Origin of the sequence: Flexivirga endophytica (assembly GCF_014640635.1) — a bacterium.
In the GTDB taxonomy this organism is placed as follows: domain Bacteria; phylum Actinomycetota; class Actinomycetes; order Actinomycetales; family Dermatophilaceae; genus Flexivirga; species Flexivirga endophytica.
The window spans coordinates 18,942-37,735 of the sequence record NZ_BMHI01000009.1 but is presented as its reverse complement, the minus strand read 5'-3'; the positions used below and the strand labels follow the sequence as shown (position 1 = coordinate 37,735).

Genomic DNA, 18,794 nt, shown 5'->3' with positions numbered 1-18,794 from the left:
CGCCGGCGCAAGCGCCGTGATAGCACCGTCCGCGCCGTCAGCAGGTGGGAGTGATGCGCTGCCGGTGCGGCAGCTTCACCAACGTGACGGTGCCACGGCGCCATACCTGCTCCGCATCGCGAATCAGCTTGTCCTTGGCGCACTTCGGCACCTGGTAGAGCCACTTGGGTTTGCCCGTGAACATCACGTAGTCGACCGACGGATGCTGATCGGGGCGCAGCGAATAGGCGTCGTATGTCGGGACCAGGTAGGCACCGACGTCGGCCTGGGTCGCGACGCGTGCGCCCTTCGGCAGGTGGTCGTCGGCGAGTGACCGGATGTTCGTGACCACCGCCGCGGTGCGGAACATCGAGCCCGGTGCGACTGCGCGGTCGGCCATCTCGGAGACCGCCAGGCCGAAGCCCGCGACGATCGCTACTCCGACACCGGCGCTCTGCCACGAATGCAGCCGCGGCACGCCATACCGGCTCACCACATCGACGAAGGCCAGCAGGCCGATCGGCCAGAGGATGATGTCGTAGTGGAAGTCCAGCGCCCAGTAATGGATGTTGGACGACACCGCACGCCACAGCAGAGTCGGTATGGCGAGCACCGTCAGCTTCGATCGCACGCCGATCACGAGGGCGAGCACGACATACATCAGCACCGGTAGCAGCCGTTGTGGACTGAGGCTGTGATCCTCCGGGACCGGGAGCTTGTTGCTCTTGCCGATGCCGAAGTAGGCCAGATAACCGCTGCCGCTGCCCGGCTCGACCGCTGCCAGGACCAGCATGGCGACGATCACGCCGGCGACACCGAGACCGGCCAGCGCCAGCGGGCGCCGCCAGCCGTCGCCGCGGTACATCCACCACCAGCAGGCTCCGGCCGCGAAGACCGTCAGGCCCATGTCCTCCTTGGTGAGCAGCAGCCACACCGACGCCGCGAGCGCCCACCCGAATCGGTGCTGCAGCAACGCGATACACAACACTGCCAGGCCGATTGCGGCATACGCGACCTCGTGCACGTCGAACATCGCGGTGGTCAGCACGGCCCGGGAGAAGATGCCGACGACCGCGATCAACACCGCGACCTTCCAGCCGGCGCGACATCGGGCGTAGCCGACGATCACGCCCAACGCAGCGCCGAGCAGCACCGACTGGGTGATCAGCAGCGCCGGCGGGGTGGGCCAGATCCGCCATACGACACCCCACGTCGCGAGCAACGGGCTGAAATGATCGCCCAGCAGCGACAATCCGCGAATGTGCGACTCCGGCCATTGACCCCGCGACCACGCGTCGGCGCCCTGCGCGAAGATCCCGAGGTCGTAGTCGGCGCTGTTGCCGGCGTTCCACCGGCCGAGCGCGAGCACCGCGAAGAAGACACTCGCCACCACCGCGGACGCGGCGCCGAGCAGCCACGCCGGTCGTCGGGTGCCGGGTGCCGGGTGCCGTGTCAACGCCTCAGCGGCCGGTGATGGCTGCGTCATACAGCGCCTTCTTGGACAGCCCGGTCTCGTCGGCGACCTCGGCGCACACGGTCTTCAGCCGCTCGCCCGCCGCCACCCGCTGCTGTATGGCGGGCAACACGTCCTCGACCGAGGCCGTGACGGCGGGCGCACCACTGACCACGACGGTGATCTCGCCGCGGGCGCCCTCGACGGCCCACTCCGCCAGAGCGGCCAGGCCGTCGCGGCGGACCTCTTCATAGGTCTTGGTCAGCTCCCGGCACACGGCGGCGACGCGATCGTCACCGAACGCCTCCGCCATCGCTGTCAGCATCTCCGCCAACCGGTGCGGCGCCTCGAAGAACACCATCGTGCGCTGCTCGGCGACCAGGCCGGACAATCGGCGTGCGCGCTCACCCGCCTTGCGCGGCAGGAAGCCCTCGAAGCAGAACCGGTCGGTCGGCAGCCCGGAGACCGCGAGCGCCATCAGCACCGCGGACGGGCCGGGCACACACGTCACCCGGATGCCCGCTTCGACGCACGCGTTGGCGAGGCGGTAGCCCGGGTCGGACACCGACGGCATACCGGCGTCCGTGACCAGCACGATGCGGGCGCCCTCGCGCAGCCGCCAGAGCAACTCCGGGGTGCGGGCACGTTCGTTGTGCTCGTGATAGCTGAGGACGCTGCCGCTCGGAGTGACGCCGAGCTCGTCCAGCAGCCGCCGCAACCGTCGGGTGTCCTCAGCGGCGACGAGGTCAGCGCCGGCCAGCTCGCTCGCCAGCCGCGGCGCCGCGTCACGCGGATCCCCGATGGGCGTTGCGGCCAGCACGAGCACGCCGTCAGAGTTCGGCCGCAGGCCGTCGGAGGACACCGATGACGCCGTCGGAGATGAGGAACGGATCTGCGACTGCGCCATGGTGGGAGTCTCGCACGACCGCGCGCCATACCCGCGTCGATGCCCCGGCGCGTAGCTTCCTCGGTTAACCTCACCCTCGGCCCCGGCTACAGCCGCCGCGGCACGACAGGTGAGGGCGAAAGGGGACTTCGCGTGACGATCACGCTGGCACGGGACACCGCCGACAGCACCGCGGGCGACCCTGTCGACGACCGCCGGGCCGTGCTGCGTCGCCGGCTGCTGGGTGCGCCACGCACCGCGGAAGCGAAACTGTGGGCCTTCCTCGGCCCAGCCATCGTCACCGTCGTCGCCGGCGTCATCCGCTTCTGGAATGTCGGTCGTCCGCACCAGCTGGTCTTCGACGAGACGTATTACGTCAAAGAGGGCTGGTCGATGTTCCTCTACGGCTTCGAGCACAAACAGGACAAGTCGACCGGCATCACCAACAACCCCGACGGCCTCTTCACGATGGGCAACCCGCACGTCTTCGGCACGCAGGCCGACTTCGTGGTGCACCCGCCGCTCGGCAAGTGGTTCATCGGCGTCGGCGAGAAGCTGTTCGGCATCGACTCGTCCTTTGGCTGGCGTTTCGCCGTGGCGCTCTTCGGCACTCTCGGCATCTACCTGGTCGGCCGCGCCGCGTGGCACCTGTTCCGGTCACCGGTGCTGGCCACGCTCGCCTCGATCCTGCTGTGCTTCGAAGGCACCGAGTTCGTCATGTCGCGGACGTCCATCCTCGACATCATGGTCATGTTCTGGGCGCTCGCGGCATTCGTGGCACTGCTGGCCGACCGCACCCGCACCCGCCGCATCCTGGCCGACAAGGTGGCGGCGATGCAGGCCGCCGGCACCTGGGACAAGCACGCGATCGCCGGCCCCTGGCTGGGCTGGCGCCCGTGGCGCTGGGTGGCGGGGCTCTGCATCGGCATCGACTGCGCCACCAAGTGGTCCGGTCTCTACTTCCTGGCCGCGTTCGGCCTGATGACCTGCTTCTGGGACCTCGGCGCGCGTCGCGCCGTCGGCGTCCGCCGCTACTGGTCGGCAACGTTCGTCAAGGACGCGCTGCCGGCCTGTGTCAGCGTGCTGCTGGTCTCGCTCGGGGTCTACTTGACCAGCTGGTTCGGCTGGATCGCCAGCAACGACGCCTACGACCGGCAGTGGGCCGCCGAGAATCCGGCGAACCAAGGCTCCGGCTTCTCGCCGGACAGCTCCCTGTTCTCCTGGATGCCGGACTGGCTGCGCTCACTGTGGGAGTACCACTCCCAGATGCTGCAGTCGGCCTCGGACATCACGTCGTTCCACCCCTACATGTCGAACCCGTGGTCGTGGTCGCTGCAGACCCGGCCGACGTCGTTCTTCTACGAGAGCCCGAAGAAGGGTGACGGCGGCTGCGACGTGGCGCAGTGCAGTAAGGCGATCAGCTCGCTGGGCACGGTCAGCATCTGGTGGCTCGGGACAATTGCCCTCGCCGTGCTGATCTTCTACTGGCTGCTACGTCGCGACTGGCGCGCCGGTGGCATCCTGGTCGGCGTGGCAGCCGGCTGGTTGCCGTGGTTCGCCTACCAGGACCGCACCATCTTCACCTTCTACTCGGTCGCCTTCGCGCCATACATCGTGCTGGCGTGTGTGTTCGTGCTCGGTCTGGTGCTCGGCAGACCCGGCGCCAGCGAGCAACGAGTGCTGATCGGCAAGGCGGCGGTCGGTGGCTTCACGATCCTGACCGTCGGACTGTTCGTCTTCTTCTGGCCGATCTGGACCGGGCAGGTCATCCCCTACAGCCACTGGCAGTGGCGCATGTGGCTGCCGAGCTGGGTCTGATCAGCGCGCATCCCGACGCAGTCGAAGCGCCGAGACCAGGAAGAAGATCCCACCGAGCGCCGCGTAACCGGCAAGAGCCGTCAGCGACGGGTCGGTGCCGCCTGCCTGTATGGCGAAACTCGCTCCGGCGAGCACCGAGATGCCGCCGCTGAGGATCATCGGCAGCTGACCACCCATCGGGCGTCGACCGATCGCGACCACCAGTTGCACGAGGCCCGCGGTGATCGCCCACGCACCCCAAACACGAAGAACCGCAGGCATGCCCGAGCTCGCGGCGACTGCCATGCCGACGGCCGCGAGCAGGCTGAGTGCCATGTTGAGGCGCAACGGCGTGGCCGGGCGCGCGTGGCCCGAGGACCGGAAGTCGACGACGGACGCGCCCACGTCGAACAGCGGGTAGATCAGCAGCAGCGCGACGCTCGCTGGATTCAGCGTGGCTGCGGCGACACCGAACAGAACGGCCCAGACGATCGCGAAACCGAACCGCCCGAGATAGAGGCGGCGCAGCGTGCTGGCGTTGCCGAGGTCGGTAGCTGCACTGCCGATGGACGCTGCGGTGGTGGGTTCTGCGGTGGTGGACATGGAATTTCCCTTCGGTGGAGGCGGGGCCGGCTCGTCATGCGACGAACGGCGAGAGAGAACGATCGGTCTTGCTGCTTCCGCAGTGTTGTCGTTCGGCCCCGCCGTGTCAAGACCGATCGTTCTGTCTGCTAATCTCGGGACACCGATCGAGGAAGGCAAGGACCCATGTCGGAAGCACGGACCCGGTTGCTCGGCACGGCCAGCCGGCTGTTCTACGCCGAGGGACTGCACTCGGTCGGCGTCGATCGGATCGTCAACTCCGCGCCGGTCACGCGCGCCACGTTCTACCGGCACTTCCCCAGCAAGGACGACCTCGTGGTCGCCTACCTGACCCAGGCCGACGAGGCGATCCGCGCCCGGATGGCAGCGGCTCGCGCCGAGCGCGACGAACCCGACGAGATCGTTCGATCAGTCGCCCGGACGATCACCGACGCGCTCCGAAATCCCGGTTTCCGCGGCTGCGCCTTCCTCAATGCGGCCGCCGAATACCCCGACCCGGAGCACCCGGTGCACCGTGCCGTGCGTGCGCACCGGGACTGGTTCCTGAGCACCGTCACCGAGCTCTTCGCCGCCGCCGAGGAGCTCGATCCCGAGCCGGCTGCGCAACACTTCGTCATGCTGCGTGACGGGGCGATGGCCGCGGGTTGCCTGACTGATCCGGAGGCTGTGTGCGACACGTTCCTGCGCGGAGTCGAGGGCCTGCTCAGCTACCGGAGCCACCGCAACGGTTGAGCGGCACGGATCAGCGCAGGAACTGCTCGATGTGCCCCGGCACGATCTGGCTGGCGAGTTTGCCGACCTGGTCCTGCGGCAGGTCGACCACCGGATAGTCCTTGTTGCCCGCGGCCGTCGCCAGGCTCACCGTCGCGACACCCGCCCGCCGCTGGAAGAACGACCGGCGCACAGTCACTCCGACGGCGCCGCGACGTTCGATCACGTTGGTGGACAAGCCGATCGAGCCGGAACGCGTCACCAGGAAGCGCTCGGTCACCGCGTGCCCTAGCCAGTGCGCCCTGCTCCACCCGAGCGCGACCCCGGCCGCCAGCGGCAGGATCGCGCAGACTCCGAGCGCCGGCAGGTCCCAGATCCCCGCGGCCACGACGAGCAGCGCGGCCGGGACCGCGGCACCGGCCATCGCCCTGGTGTAGCGCCGCCGCATTGCAGCCGCACCATGTCGCTGCAGCGGTACGGCGAACAGGTCCTCTCCGAGCACCTCATCGGCGGTGTGCACCACCACCTGCTCCGGCGACGGCGGGGTGAGCGTCGAGCTCATGCCACGCCCGTCGTCCTTCACCCCGGTGGTGATCGCCGACAGGTAAGCACCACCCACCCACCGCAGCGGCAGGTGACGGTGCACTTCGACACCGCGCAACCGGCGGATCTCCAGGGAGGTCGCGCGCGTCGTGAGCAGGCCTCGAGACACGTGGTAGCTGCCGCCACGAGCGTCCCGCGTGAGCCGAAAGCCGTGGAACGCCAGCAGATAACCGAGCAGTGCGAGCACCACGATCAGCACGAGCGCGCCGACCAGGACGGCCAGCACGGCGGCGATCACGCCGATCGCCGCCAATCGGTCCGCCGCGCCGGCGACCAGACCGTCCTCGCCCCAGCCGATGCCCGACTCGTTGAGGAACTGCGAGCCGACACCGAGGATCGCCAGCGCCGCGATCAGCCCCGCCGGACCGAACGGCGCGTAGCGGATCCACGCCGGATTCAATTGGTAGACAACCGCTTCCGTCTCGTATGCCGCCGCGACGCGCGTCTCCCCCACGTCATCGCCGGGCGGAGCAGTGGCATCGTCGACCGCGCGTTCGGGTGTCGCCTTCGCCGCCCGGTGCAGCAGGTCCCCGCGCAGGGCCGCAGCCTCCGCGCTGGTCAATCCGTCCAGTTTCAAAGCCTTCTCGCCGGCACCGGTCCCGATCTGCACCTCGGCCAGACCGAGTGCGCGGTGCATGACCGACGCTGTGACGTCCACCGACCGCACCCGGTCGATGGGAGCCGAAACGGTCGTGGTGCTGAGCAACCCGTGCCGCAGCTGCACCTGGTCCGGGGTGAAGCGATAGCGGGTGGTGATCCACCGGAGCACGCCGAAGGCGATGGCGCCGGCGGCTGCTGCGACGCCCCACCAGTTCTGACCACCGGTCGACCCGGCGACCACCACGGCGATGAGTGCCGGCAGGAACCGGCCGATCTCCTTGATGGGATGGATCAGCAGCATCCGCGGGCTGAGGCGGCGCCATACGCCCGGGTCCGTCTGCTTCTCCCGAGCATCACCCTCCCCCGGGGAGACCTGTGCACGCTCCTCACCCGAATCGCGAGCATCACCCTCCCCCGGGGAGACTTGTGCACGCTCCTCACCCGAACCCCGAGCATCACCCTCCCCCGGGGAGACCTGTGCACGCTCCTCACTGCCCGAGGGGTCACTCATGTCGCATCACCTTCACTGGCAGCGGTGACGACGGTCAGTTCGTGCACGACCCGGTCGGCGACGGTGGCGTCGAGGCCCTCGATCCGCAGCTCCCCCTTCGCGGAGGCTGTCGTCACGGTGACCGAGCTCAACCCGAAGAATCGCTCGAGCACGCCCCGCTCGGTGTCGACGGTCTGCACGCGGGAGATCGGCGCGATCCGCTGCTCGACCGTCAACAGACCACGCTGCGTGTAGACCGCGTCGTCGGTCAGCTCCCAGCGGTGGATCCGGTAGCGCAGCACCGGCGCCACGAGCACCGTGCCGACGAAAACCACTGTGATCAGGGCGATCCCGAGCAACTTCCACATCGTGTCCGGGTCGATGAAGTACCACGCCACTCCGCCGCCGATCAGCAGCACCGCGGTCAGCATGACCCCCTGCACGGCCCACATCGTGCGCGCACGGGAGGACACGAGTTCGGCGGGTGGGCGCAAGTCCATCTCCAGACCTTCTCACGCCTGCGAGTGCGCTTCCGAGCACGGCATACAGGTGCTCCGCCCGGCCGGTGGAGCGCCATCGACCGGTCGCCGGAGCACGGCAGCGAATCTTTTGTGTTCGCAAGGACTCCCCACGCAAGGAGTAAGTCGCTCCCAAGGGGCCCGTAAGCGAACGTTCAATGTTTCCAAAATCTTGGTCGGCTGAGCACCACGCGCTCCGTTCGTCTGCCCATAGTTCTCAGCGCGAGCTCAACCCCGGGCCCGCACAGTCACGCACGACGTGACCTTCGATGGAAATGGATGTATATGCGAGTCAACAAGACAGCAATGCTCTTCGGCATCGCGGCTGTGTCGACGAGTTGTGTCATCGGCGGCACTGCCGCACACGCGGCATCGGCACCGTCAGCCACCCACCGCGCCGCAGGAGTCAGTAACCACCACGCGGTCGACTCCTTCCTCAGCTCGAACCCACAGTCGATCGCCTCCTCCTCCGGCGACGACTACCAGCTGGTGGGTACGACGACGAGCGCGGACGGCACATCGCACTTCCGCTACCAGCGGACCTACAAGTCGTTGCCGGTCGTCGGCGGCGACTTCGTCGTACACGCGAAGAGCGGCAAGGTCGTCGGCCACTCCGGCGACCAGCGCGCGGCGATCAGCCTGTCCACCACGCCGACGGTGGCCGCAACCGCCTCACGCAGCAACGCGATCGCGGGCGCGAAGGTCTACAACGTGGCCGGCGCCACCACGTCGAAGCTCGTGGTCGACGCCACCGGCGCCAAGCCGGTGCTGGCCTGGATGACCGTGGTCAAGGGTGTGCAGGCGGACGGCATCACACCGAGCCACAAGGCGGTGCTCGTCAACGCACAGACCGGCAAGACGATCCGCTCCTCCGAGATGATCAAGTCGCTGATGTCGGCCAGCACCTCGAAGCAGGCGATGGCCCGGCGCGGCGTGCATCACGACGCGACGCTGACCACCCGCACCCCGGCGAAGGTGCCCACCATCAGCTGGGCGTCGGTCGGCGGACACGGCAAGGGCCACAACAAGGGCGTCGCCGCTGACGGCACCGGCAAGTCCCTGACGCTCGGTGACGTGAACATCACCACCACGCAGGGCAGCAGCGGTTACGAGATGACCGACCCCAACCACGGCGGCAACTCGGCCTGCGACATGAACAACTCCGAGGCCGGCAACTGCGCGCTGTTCACCGACGACGACAACGCCTGGGGCGACGGGCAGAACGACGACCGCGCCACGGCAGCGGTCGACGTCTACTACGGCGCTGCGATGACATGGGACTACTACAACAAGGCGTTCGGCCGCAACGGCATCTTCGACGACGGCAAGGGTGTGCCGTCGCGGGTGCACTACGGCAGCGGTTACGTCAACGCGTTCTGGGACGGCTCGCAGATGACGTATGGCGACGGCCAGGGCGACAACGCCCCGCTGGTCGCGATCGACGTGGCGGGTCACGAGATGTCGCACGGCGTCTCCGAGGCGCTGGCCAACCTGGGGTACAGCGGTGACGTCGGCGGCATCAACGAGGCCAACAGTGACGTCTTCGGCACCATGGTGGAGTTCGAGGCGAACAGTTCGGTCGACACACCGGACTTCCTCATCGGCGAGACCATCGACATCAACGGCGACGGCACCCCGCTGCGCTACATGGACAAGCCGAGCAAGGACGGCGCCTCGCTGGACTGCTGGTCCTCCGCCACCCAGAACGAGGACCCGCACTACACGTCCGGTGTCGGCAACCACGCGTTCTTCCTGCTGGCCAACGGCAGCGGCCAGTCCGACTGGGGCGACAGCCCGACCTGTGACAGCTCCACCGTCACCGGCATCGGCAAGGACAAGGCCGCCAACATCTGGTACAACGCGATCAAGGACTACGGCACCTCCGACATGTCGTATGCCGACCTGCGCGCCGGCATGATCAAGTCCGCCGACTCGCTGTATGGCGCGGACAGCACCGAGTCCCAGGCCGTGGCAGCGGCCTGGAGCGCGGTCAGCGTGAGCTGACCCGCCCGACAGCTACACGCCTCGGGGCGTCGTCCTGAGGAGTCCGTGAGCGTTGCCCTGAGGAGCTTGTGAGGCACGAGCAAGCGTCTCGAAGGGGAACGAGCGGACGTCTCGAAGGGTCGTGTGGTTGCCAATGACGAGCCCCTCCGGTCGGTCCCCCTCCCCTTGACCGGAGGGGTTCGTCATACGCAACGTTGGTCGAGTAGCTGCCGGCGGAGAAGAAGTCGGGGTCCCCGCGAAGTATCGGAGGAGCGCACCGGGGGAGAACTTCGTGGGGTGGCTCATACCCGTTGCAGCCCAACGGATTACGGCCCATGATGAAAAGCATGAGCACGCACAAGGTCCAGGTTCGCAGGGTGTATGACGCCTCGAAGCCCTCCGACGGCACACGTGTGCTGGTCGACCGGCTCTGGCCACGCGGGCTGAGCAAGGAGAAGGCCGAGTTGGACGACTGGTGCAAGCAGGTCTCCCCGTCGAACGAGCTGCGCAAGTGGTACGCACACGACCCGGACAAGTTCGAGGAGTTCGCCGACCGCTACCGCACCGAGCTGGAGGACGATGAGCGGTCCGAGGCATTGGACGGCCTGCGCAGGATCGCCGCGGACGGCACCCTGACCCTGCTGACCGCCGCCAAGCGCGACGACATCAGCGAAGCCACCGTGCTGGCCGACCTCATCTCCGGCGGTCACTGACCGAGCGCATCCGCGAGACAGCCCGGTGGGGTGCGATTCGCTGCACTAGGTTCGGATCTCATGGCGAACACCGAGGAGCGGCGGCTCCGGTCACGTGCATGGTTCGACGACCCGAGCGATCCGGGGATGACCTCGATCTACCTCGAGCGATACCTCAACTACGGCCTCACGATCGAGGAGTTGCAGTCCGGCAAGCCGATCATCGGCATCGCCCAGAGCGGCTCCGATCTCTCACCCTGCAACCGCCATCATCTGCAGTTGGCCAAGCGCGTCCGGGACGGCATCATCGCGGCCGGTGGTGTGCCGATGGAGTTCCCGACCCATCCGATCCAGGAGACCGGCAAGCGGCCCGGCGCGGCGCTCGACCGCAACCTCGCCTACCTCGGTCTGGTGGAACTGCTCTACGGCTATCCGATCGACGGAGTCGTGCTGACCATCGGCTGCGACAAGACGACTCCCTCGCAGTTGATGGCCGCCGCCACCGTCAACATCCCGGCCATCGCCCTGTCGGTCGGACCGATGCTGAACGGTTGGTATGACGGCAAGCGGACCGGCTCCGGCACGATCATCTGGAAGGCGCGGGAGCTGCTCGCCACCGGAGAGATCGGCCAGGCACAGTTCTTGGAACTCGTTGCGTCCTCGACGAATTCAGTCGGTTTCTGCAACACGATGGGCACCGCCTCGACGATGAACTCGCTGACCGAAGCGCTGGGCATGGAGTTGCCGGGCGGAGCCGCCATTCCCGCGGCATACCGGCAACGCGCCCAGTTCGCCTACGAAACCGGTTCGCGCATAGTGGAATTGGTGCGGGACGACGTGAAGCCTTCCGACATACTCACCCGCGACGCGTTCCTCAACGCGATCGCGGTCAGTTCTGCGATCGGTGGCTCGACCAACGCGCCGATCCATCTGCAAGCCGTGGCACGCCACATGGGTGTCGAGTTGTCCCTCGCCGATTGGGAGGAACACGGCCGGGACCTGCCGTTGCTGGTCAATCTGCAGCCGGCCGGCGAATACCTCGGCGAGGACTTCTACCGCGCCGGCGGCGTGCCCGCCGTCGTCAATCAATTGATGCAGGCCGGAGCGATCCACCAGGACGCACTCACGGTGAGCGGCCGAACCATCGGCGACAACTGTGGCGACGCGCCGATCGCCGACCCGGCGGTCATCCGGCCGATCGACGAGCCGCTCAAGGAGCATGCCGGTTTCGTGGTGCTGACCGGCAACATCTTCGACGCCGCGATCATGAAGACCTCGGTGATCGACGATGCCTTCCGCGCGCGCTATCTCTCGGCCCCGGACGACCCGGACGCTTTCGAAGGGCACGCAGTCGTTTTCGACGGTCCGGAGGACTACCACCGGCGCATCGAGACCGAGTCCGGCATCGACGAGCGCAGCATCCTGTTCATGCGCGGGGCCGGACCGATCGGCTACCCGGGCGCTGCCGAGGTCGTCAACATGCAACCGCCGGCCGCGTTGTTGCACGCGGGGATCGAGTCGCTGCCATGTGTGGGCGACGGACGCCAGTCGGGCACCTCCGGATCACCGTCGATCCTCAACGCCTCCCCCGAAGCCGCTGCCGGTGGCAACCTGGCGATCCTGCAGACCGGTGACCCGGTGCGCGTGGACCTGCGCCAGGGACGGGTCGACCTGCTCGTCGACGATGCCGAGATCACTCGGCGGCGCGAGGCGCTGGAGGCAGCGGGCGGCTATCCGACGCCCCCGTCGCAGACACCGTGGCAGCAACTGCACAGGTCCGGCGTCGGGCAGATGGACACCGGGATGGTCATCGAGGACGCCATCGAGTTCCAGCGGATCGCCCAGGTCCGCGGTCTGCCTCGGCACAGTCACTGAGCCGAGCTCGCCGAAGTTGCTTGCCGCACGGGGGTTTTCACGCCCCGCGCGGCCGGAATGGTCAGCTTTTCGTCAAGAATCGCCCCCAAATCCGCCAAAGCTATTGCGCACCACCCCAGCGCGGCACGACACTCAGCCGTCGCCGGCAGGCAGATCCTGCTCGGCACGTTCCTTGAGGAGTTCACATGCGAAAAATCCCTCTGCTTGCTGCCATCAGTCTGGCCGCTTCCTTCGGCGCCGTCGGCAGCATCGTCCCGACCGCGAGCGCAGCTACCGGCCACACGCCGTCGGTGCGCGCGGCGCACTCGTGCGCGACCGAGACCGCAGGCCATGCGGCCTGCGACGCGATCCACCTGGTCAACGCGGAGGGCCGGAACGTCAATGCGGCCGGCAAGATCCAGCCGCTGGCGGGCAAGGGCGGCAAGCCGGTGCCCCCGTCGGCCATCTCGGGCAAGACGCCGACCGACATCCAGAGTGCTTACAAGCTCTCCGGGCTCAAGTCAGGCGGCCGGACCGTCGCGATCGTCGACGCCTACGGCTACCCCAACGCCGAGCGTGACCTCGGTGTCTACCGCAGCCAGTTCGGGTTGTCGTCCTGCACGACCGCCAACGGCTGCCTGACGATCATGAGCCAGACCGGCAGCACCACCAACCTGCCACGCACCGACGTCGGTTGGTCACAGGAGCAAGCACTGGACCTCGATGCGGTCTCAGCAGCCTGCCCGGACTGCAAAATCGTTCTGGTGCAGGCGAAGTCGGCGTCCTTCGCCGACCTCGGCGCAGCAGTCAACCAGGCCGCCAAGGTTCCAGGTGTTGTCGCGATCTCGAACTCGTACGGCGGAGGTGACGCACCCGACTCGACATACGGCAGCTACTACAACCACTCCGGCATCGCGGTGACCGCATCCACCGGTGACAACGGATACCAGGGTGCGAGCTTCCCGGCCTCATCGCACTACGTGACCGCAGTCGGCGGCACCTCGCTGAAGGCGGCGTCGAACTCCCGTGGCTGGACCGAATCCGCCTGGAACGGCTCAGGATCCGGCTGCAGCACGTCCAACACCGCTCCGGCCGGCCAGGACTCCTCGGTCACGCACTGCAACGGTCGCGCGATGGCTGACGTCTCCGCGGTCGCGGACCCCAACACCGGCCTCGCGGTCTACGCGCCGACCTCGAGCAGGTCGTCCTCGTGGGCGCAGTACGGCGGCACCTCACTCTCGTCGCCGCTCGTCGCGTCGGTCTACGCACTGTCCGGCAACACCAGCGGTTACGCCAACACCAAGCCCTACGCCGACCCGTCGGGGCTCTTCGACGTGACGACCGGTAGCAACGGCAGCAGCCAGTACTGGTCGCAAGCCGGCGCCGGCTGGGACGGCCCGACCGGGCTGGGCACGCCGAACGGCACGTCCGCCTTCTGATCCACAGGCGACGCACGAAGATCCCCGTCGGGCACAGCGCCCGGCGGGGATCTTCGTCGCTGCATCACCACTGCGCATGCGGTAAGCATCCGGGACGCCCCGGGGCACAGGCCTTTTCACGTAACTGGTTGAGTGATTTCGCTGCTGCCGGGCAGCAACTTGTGGCAATGTTGGGCGTCGATGACCATGCATACGACCTTGGGACGTCGTGCTCGGAGTGTCCCGACGGACACAGCCCCGGCGCACCTCGCCCAAGCCGTCGAACCACCGCCGACGCGACTGGCGATGATCGGTCTCGTCGGGTGGATAGCGTTGTGCGCACTCGCCGCCAGCCGTCACGCGATGCTCTCCTGGCACTACTTCGCCACCGCCGGACAGACACTTCTCACCCCGCCCGGTGGTCTGCATGTGTATGGCGAGCACCCCGAGCTGCAGTTCGGCCCGTTGACGATGGCGGTCTGCGCCCTGCTCGGACTGGCGCCGTCCACGGCAGCTGCCGTGATCGCCTGCGTGATGATGCTCGTGCTGGGACTGGCCGCGATCGCCATACTCGGGCGCTTGAGCGCCGGCCATCATGGCGGTCGGGTCTCCACGCGGACGGCGATGCTCTACGTCGCGCTGCTCGCGCCGTTGTGGCTGGTGCTGGCCGTGCACTACGGCCACCTCGACGACGCGCTCGCACTGTTCTTCATGGCCGCAGCGGTGGCGCAGGGCAAGCGAGATCGCTGGCTCACCGCCGCGCTGTTGCTGGCCGCCGCAAGCGGAGCCAAGCCGTGGGTCGTGCCGATGGCGATGATCTTGTTGGCGGCGCCTCGACCCGCGCGCCTCAAGGCCTTCACGATCTTCGTCGTGGGGACCGCTCTACCGTGGATCCCGTTCGTACTGGCTGATTCTCGCACCATGCAGCTGAGTCGATTCGTGATCGACGTCGCCGACGACTCCGTCCTGCGGCAGATCGGGTCGTTGTCGGTGGCGACGCCGACCTGGGTTCGGCCGACGCAGTTCCTGATCGGTGCGGCACTGGCGATCTGGCTGGCCCGGCGCGGCCGTTGGGTGTGTGTGCCGTTCGCCGTGCTGTCGGTGCGGCTGCTGACCGATCCGCAGACCTATCTCTACTACTCGACCGGTTTGGCAGTGGCTGCCGCGATCGCCGACCTCACCCGCAACGATCGGCGGCCGATCCTCACCGGGCTGGTCGTCGGCTGGTCCGCGGTCACCATGCTGCTCGCCACCCCCGGACAACTCACCGGCGCCGGCACCGTGCGCCTCGTCGGTCTGCTGGCCGGCATCGTCGTGGTCATCGTCGACGACGGCTGGTCACCTGCTGCTGCCCGCCGCAACATCACCCGAGACGACGCACGCACGACCGTCACGGTCCAGCGGCACACCCAGCACGTGGTCCCCGCTCGTCCCGCCGTGACGGCAACAGCCCCCGACCTCGTCGCGCCGACCACCCCCTCGGTCGGCAACGCCCCTCGCGTCGACGAACACCCCACAGTCACGACGTTCACGATGGAGAAGCTTCCCGACCCGCCGAAGCTCGGTGAATTGTGGACCCGGACGCGACGGCCGCTGCGCCCGTCGGCGTCCAGTCGGCTGATCCGCCGCTGACGGTGTCCGAGCTCAGCCCGTTTCGACGTCCCGCTCGGCGCGGCGCCATACACCGAGGAGCGCGGCACCTGCGAAACACGCGACGAGCACGAAAACTCCTGTGCCGGGGGCGGATCCGGCCGCATAGTCCGGCACGTGCGCGAACACTCCGGCGTGCTGCAGCCAGTCGGGTGCGTGCAACACCGAACCCATGAACACCAGGACCGCGGAGGCCGCGACCGGCAGCCACGCGATCGGACCCCATCGGCGATGCACGCCGATGACCAGCGCGGCGATCCCGGTCACCGCCAGGACTGCCGGCACCTGACCTGCGACGTACGCGACGTAGCGGTCGGCGCCGTGGGACACCTGACTCAACGTCACCAGTGTGCCGACGCCACCGGCGACGACCATCATCGCCAACGAACCACCGAGGGCAATCAGTAGCCGTGCGAGCAGCGGACTGCGACGGCTGGTCCCACACGCGAGCAGGTCATCGATGGTGCCATCGCCCTCCGCGGTGCCGTCGGCCAGGACGGTGATCACCGCGTAACAGGAGACCAGCATCGCGATCAGCACGCCGGCGAACGAGAAGAACGACGCCTCGAGTCCGTCCTCGCCGGTCAGTTCGCGCATCAGTTTCGCGGTCGAGGTGTCGTCGGTGAGGAAGTCGAGCAGGCTGCCGCTCATGCCACCGAAGAGTGCTGCCACCGCCGTGACGATCGCCGTCCAGACGACCCACCGACCACGCTCGAGATGCCACACCAGTTGCGCGACGGTGCGCACCCGGAGCCGGTCGTCGCTGGCGGACCGCTCGTGCAGCGGCGCGGCGCCGTAGTCGCGACCACGACCGGCGATCCTGACGCACGCACCGAGCACAACGCACACGACGGCGAAGATCGCACCTGCCCACCACCGGTCGTGTGTGTATGGCGACTCGGCGTCCAGCCAACCGAGCGGACTCACCCAGTGCAGCGCGTCGACGCCATGCACGTTGGCGACCGCCCGCAGTGCGAAAGCAACTGCGAGCACTGCGAATCCAAGCGACTTGGCCAGGCCGGCACTGTCGGCGAGCTCACCCAGGAGCAGGCCCGTGAGAGTGAAGACCAACGCACAACTCGCAGTCACCACACCGAGCCCGGCCGCACCCCGCCAGGTGAGCTCGTCGATGCTGATCGTCTCCAGGCCGAGGATCACGAAGACGGCGACTCCGAGGCCGACCGAGAAGACGAACGCTGCTTCGAGTGCTCCGCGCAACCGGTCCGGCGCTGCATGACCGCTGGCCTGCACCAGCTCCGCCATACCCGAGTCCTCAGTGCCCCGAACGAAACTCACGCCGAGCAGCAGACTCAGGATGCTGGTCACGATGATCAGATAAGTGCCCATCTCCCAGGCCGCGAGCTGACCGATGGTGCCCGGGCGTGGCAGCTGCCCGTAGAGCAGGCGCGTCGCCGCGTTGCTGCCCAGGCTGTTGATCAGATGCTCCCGCTGGTCGAGCCGCGGGTAGGTCGAGGAGTATGACGGCGCGACGCTCGCCAGCAGGGCCAGCAACGGCACGCACCAGGTCAGGATCTTCCGGCGGTGTGTGCGCAGCGTGACGCGGACGGCGCTGACCGTGCGTGGTCCGCGGCTCATCTCGCACCGACCCGCAGATTCGATCCTCATCTCCGGCTCCGGACTGTGTTCGATTGCCGTCCTTCGGCCGGACTGGCGACCCGGTAATGCCGCAGGAACAGGTCCTCGAGGCTCGCCGGTGTGCAGCGCAGGTCGGTCGGGTGCGCGGCCAACAGGGTCGTCACCACCGCGTCCACTCTGTCGTGCGGCACACTCGCCTCGAGGCGAACCCCTCCCTCGGGCATCGGTTTCCGCGTCACTTCACCGTCCACGCCGAGCTGCTGACGCACCTCGTCGGCGACCCGATCCACGGTGTCCCCCGACACCACTGCGCTGATCGTGGACGCCGCGAGGTGCCGCATCTGGGACAACCGGCCGGTCTCGACCAATTGCCCGTCCTTGATGATCGTGACCGAGTCACACAGCTGCTCGACCTCACCGAGGATGTGGCTCGACAGCAGCACAGTGCGTCCCTCGGCCACGGCGCGCTCGACGCACTCACCGAAGGTGCGTTCCATCAGCGGGTCGAGTCCCGAGGTCGGCTCGTCCAGGATCAACAGGTCGGTGCGTGCCGCGAACGCCGCGACAAGCATCACCTTCTGCCGATTTCCCTTGGAATACTTGCGGATCCGCTTGCTCGGGTCGAGCGCGAACGCCTCGATGAGCTCGCGCTCGCGGGCCTCGTCGTACTTGCCTCTGGCCGACCTGCGTAGGCCGGCGAGGACGTCGAGGGCCTGCTGGCCGGTCAGGGTCGGCCAGAGTGCGACCTCGCCGGCGACATACGAGACGTCGCGGTTGATCAGCGCACTGTCCGTCTCCGGGTCGTGCCCGAGCACGCTGACCGTGCCGCTGTCCCGGCGGTAGAGGCCGAGCAGCACCCGGATCGTCGTCGTCTTGCCCGCGCCGTTCGGTCCCAGGAAGCCGTGCACCGCGCCGCGCGAGACCCGAAGGTCGAGATCGTCGACGGCCCGGAACCTGCCGAACGTCTTGGTCAGCCCGTGCACGTCGATCACGTCGCTCGGCGCGGCACCGTCCAGGTGCTCGGTCGACGCAGTTGTCATCAGCCCACTCACAGTTGGGCTCCTTTCCGCTCTGCCGGCAGGGAGTCCTGCTGGCGCAGCCCTGCCTCCATCGCCTGTTGGAAACGTTCTTGCAATGCTTTGGGGAACAGCTCAGTCGTGGCGTAGCCGACGTATTCGCTCGAGTTGAGCGAGGCCTGCTCGAGCAACGCCATCGCCTCGTCCAACGTCAGACCCAATGACGCCACGAATTCGACTGCGTGCTCGGCCATCTCGTCGACCCGGCGCCCGAGCTCGGCCTCGGACAGCGAACCCATCTCGCGGTCGAGATCACGGAACTCGGCGAAGAGCGGCAGGATGAGTTCCAACTGCTGCTCGGTCAGGCGCTCGGCGAGCTGAACCACCATCGGCGGCAGTTCGCCGCTGTAGCAGGCGAATTCGACCACTTGGCGCTCCGCGATGATCATCGCCACCACGTCGTCGTCCTCGGCCCGCGCAATGAGCCGTTCGTACATCCGGTGCACCGCACGAGGCAGCGGTGACACGGGTCCGCCTTCGGCCGTTGTGCGCAGCAGCCGGATCAGTTGGTCCCGTTGCCTCCCGAGTTGCTCGATGCGTTCGTCGACGCCCGCGAGGGTGACCGCAAGGTCGGTGCGTATGACGTCCAGGTCGTCGGGGTCGTCGGCCTGTTCCTCGAGCATCGCGCGCGCCGAAGCCAGTGGCACCCCGGAGTCGACCAGCCAGCGGATCCGCAGCAGCCGGGCAAGGTGCGCCATACCGTAATCGCGTACGCTGCCACGCTCCGCAGGGACGGGCAGGAGTCCGATCTGGTGGTAGTAACGGACGGTCCGCACCGTGGTGCCGGTCAGGTCCGCCAGCTCTTTGACTCGCATAGGTCGATCATCGACTGTGACGTGACGTCACAGTCAAGACCGCGGGGGCCGAGATTGCTGGTGACAGCTC

At 67.8% G+C, this 18,794-nt stretch carries 15 protein-coding genes; 7 read left to right on the top strand and 8 right to left on the bottom strand.

All coding sequences use genetic code 11. The features are described from left to right. Positions 1–37 precede the first annotated feature (37 nt). Positions 38–1,465 (bottom strand): DUF2079 domain-containing protein, encoded by a 1,428-nt coding sequence (locus tag IEX71_RS21835; RefSeq protein ID WP_188839215.1) that lies wholly within the window; start codon positions 1,463–1,465, stop codon positions 38–40. Continuing rightward, complete coding sequence (gene rsmI, locus IEX71_RS21830; protein ID WP_188839214.1) at positions 1,440–2,339, bottom strand: 16S rRNA (cytidine(1402)-2'-O)-methyltransferase; 900 nt, start codon at positions 2,337–2,339, stop codon at positions 1,440–1,442. Before rsmI ends, IEX71_RS21835 begins: the two co-directional genes overlap by 26 nt. 132 nt (positions 2,340–2,471) lie before the next feature. On the opposite strand from rsmI, the gene IEX71_RS21825 reads away from it, so the two are divergent. Then, positions 2,472–4,136 carry a dolichyl-phosphate-mannose--protein mannosyltransferase gene (locus IEX71_RS21825; protein ID WP_229749949.1) on the top strand — a complete coding sequence of 555 codons (1,665 nt, stop codon included), beginning with the start codon at positions 2,472–2,474 and terminating at the stop codon, positions 4,134–4,136. Here the strand turns inward: IEX71_RS21825 and IEX71_RS21820 are convergent, their stop codons facing one another. After that, a complete protein-coding gene (locus tag IEX71_RS21820) occupies positions 4,137–4,718 on the bottom strand; it encodes a hypothetical protein (protein ID WP_188839212.1) in 582 nt (193 codons plus the stop codon). It abuts the gene before it with no gap. A 165-nt stretch (positions 4,719–4,883) separates the two neighbouring features. Between IEX71_RS21820 and IEX71_RS21815 the strand changes: the two genes are divergently transcribed. Beyond that, complete coding sequence (locus IEX71_RS21815; RefSeq protein ID WP_188839211.1) at positions 4,884–5,450, top strand: TetR/AcrR family transcriptional regulator; 567 nt, start codon at positions 4,884–4,886, stop codon at positions 5,448–5,450. Between the two features lie 10 nt (positions 5,451–5,460). Here IEX71_RS21815 and IEX71_RS21810 read toward each other — a convergent pair whose 3' ends face one another. Then, the gene (locus IEX71_RS21810) at positions 5,461–7,143 is read right to left on the bottom strand and encodes a PH domain-containing protein (protein ID WP_188839210.1); all 1,683 of its coding nucleotides are present in this window, start codon (positions 7,141–7,143) and stop codon (positions 5,461–5,463) included. Further along, the gene (locus tag IEX71_RS21805; RefSeq protein ID WP_188839209.1) at positions 7,140–7,622 is read right to left on the bottom strand and encodes a PH domain-containing protein; all 483 of its coding nucleotides are present in this window, start codon (positions 7,620–7,622) and stop codon (positions 7,140–7,142) included. The genes IEX71_RS21810 and IEX71_RS21805 overlap by 4 nt, the downstream gene beginning before the upstream one ends. Positions 7,623–7,925: 303 nt before the next feature. On the opposite strand from IEX71_RS21805, the gene IEX71_RS21800 reads away from it, so the two are divergent. The 5 genes from IEX71_RS21800 (at position 7,926) to IEX71_RS21780 (ending at position 15,219) form a co-directional block, all read left to right on the top strand. Further along, complete coding sequence (locus tag IEX71_RS21800) at positions 7,926–9,644, top strand: M4 family metallopeptidase (RefSeq protein ID WP_188839208.1); 1,719 nt, start codon at positions 7,926–7,928, stop codon at positions 9,642–9,644. Positions 9,645–9,970: 326 nt separating this feature from the next. Next, positions 9,971–10,336 (top strand): DUF488 domain-containing protein, encoded by a 366-nt coding sequence (locus IEX71_RS21795; RefSeq protein ID WP_188839207.1) that lies wholly within the window; start codon positions 9,971–9,973, stop codon positions 10,334–10,336. Positions 10,337–10,396: 60 nt separating this feature from the next. Next, the gene (locus IEX71_RS21790) at positions 10,397–12,190 is read left to right on the top strand and encodes an IlvD/Edd family dehydratase (RefSeq protein WP_188839206.1); all 1,794 of its coding nucleotides are present in this window, start codon (positions 10,397–10,399) and stop codon (positions 12,188–12,190) included. Between the two features lie 185 nt (positions 12,191–12,375). Further along, positions 12,376–13,608 (top strand): S53 family peptidase, encoded by a 1,233-nt coding sequence (locus IEX71_RS21785; protein WP_188839205.1) that lies wholly within the window; start codon positions 12,376–12,378, stop codon positions 13,606–13,608. A 285-nt stretch (positions 13,609–13,893) separates the two neighbouring features. Beyond that, complete coding sequence (locus tag IEX71_RS21780) at positions 13,894–15,219, top strand: hypothetical protein (protein ID WP_188839204.1); 1,326 nt, start codon at positions 13,894–13,896, stop codon at positions 15,217–15,219. A 12-nt stretch (positions 15,220–15,231) separates the two neighbouring features. On the opposite strand, the gene IEX71_RS21775 is transcribed toward IEX71_RS21780, so the two are convergent. Genes IEX71_RS21775 through IEX71_RS21765 form a run of 3 tightly spaced genes read right to left on the bottom strand, consistent with a single transcriptional unit; the run spans position 15,232 to position 18,724 of the window. Then, positions 15,232–16,863: an efflux permease Rv1217c-related protein gene (locus IEX71_RS21775; RefSeq protein ID WP_188839203.1), complete on the bottom strand. Its 1,632-nt coding sequence runs from the start codon at positions 16,861–16,863 to the stop codon at positions 15,232–15,234. Next, positions 16,860–17,885: an ABC transporter ATP-binding protein gene (locus IEX71_RS21770; RefSeq protein ID WP_308421002.1), complete on the bottom strand. Its 1,026-nt coding sequence runs from the start codon at positions 17,883–17,885 to the stop codon at positions 16,860–16,862. Before IEX71_RS21770 ends, IEX71_RS21775 begins: the two co-directional genes overlap by 4 nt. After that, complete coding sequence (locus IEX71_RS21765; protein WP_188839202.1) at positions 17,882–18,724, bottom strand: helix-turn-helix domain-containing protein; 843 nt, start codon at positions 18,722–18,724, stop codon at positions 17,882–17,884. The genes IEX71_RS21770 and IEX71_RS21765 overlap by 4 nt, the downstream gene beginning before the upstream one ends. Between the last annotated feature and the right edge of the window lie 70 nt (positions 18,725–18,794).

What these genes read in the sequence shown, in the direction of transcription:
- IEX71_RS21835 (WP_188839215.1), bottom strand. Translation starts at nt 1,465, where the DNA reads ATGACGCAGCCATCACCGGCCGCTGAGGCGTTGACACGGCACCCGGCA.
- rsmI (WP_188839214.1), bottom strand. Translation starts at nt 2,339, where the DNA reads ATGGCGCAGTCGCAGATCCGTTCCTCATCTCCGACGGCGTCATCGGTG.
- IEX71_RS21820 (WP_188839212.1), bottom strand. Translation starts at nt 4,718, where the DNA reads ATGTCCACCACCGCAGAACCCACCACCGCAGCGTCCATCGGCAGTGCA.
- IEX71_RS21815 (WP_188839211.1), top strand. Translation starts at nt 4,884, where the DNA reads ATGTCGGAAGCACGGACCCGGTTGCTCGGCACGGCCAGCCGGCTGTTC.
- IEX71_RS21810 (WP_188839210.1), bottom strand. Translation starts at nt 7,143, where the DNA reads ATGAGTGACCCCTCGGGCAGTGAGGAGCGTGCACAGGTCTCCCCGGGG.
- IEX71_RS21805 (WP_188839209.1), bottom strand. Translation starts at nt 7,622, where the DNA reads ATGGACTTGCGCCCACCCGCCGAACTCGTGTCCTCCCGTGCGCGCACG.
- IEX71_RS21800 (WP_188839208.1), top strand. Translation starts at nt 7,926, where the DNA reads ATGCGAGTCAACAAGACAGCAATGCTCTTCGGCATCGCGGCTGTGTCG.
- IEX71_RS21795 (WP_188839207.1), top strand. Translation starts at nt 9,971, where the DNA reads ATGAGCACGCACAAGGTCCAGGTTCGCAGGGTGTATGACGCCTCGAAG.
- IEX71_RS21790 (WP_188839206.1), top strand. Translation starts at nt 10,397, where the DNA reads ATGGCGAACACCGAGGAGCGGCGGCTCCGGTCACGTGCATGGTTCGAC.
- IEX71_RS21785 (WP_188839205.1), top strand. Translation starts at nt 12,376, where the DNA reads ATGCGAAAAATCCCTCTGCTTGCTGCCATCAGTCTGGCCGCTTCCTTC.
- IEX71_RS21780 (WP_188839204.1), top strand. Translation starts at nt 13,894, where the DNA reads ATGATCGGTCTCGTCGGGTGGATAGCGTTGTGCGCACTCGCCGCCAGC.
- IEX71_RS21775 (WP_188839203.1), bottom strand. Translation starts at nt 16,863, where the DNA reads ATGAGGATCGAATCTGCGGGTCGGTGCGAGATGAGCCGCGGACCACGC.
- IEX71_RS21765 (WP_188839202.1), bottom strand. Translation starts at nt 18,724, where the DNA reads ATGCGAGTCAAAGAGCTGGCGGACCTGACCGGCACCACGGTGCGGACC.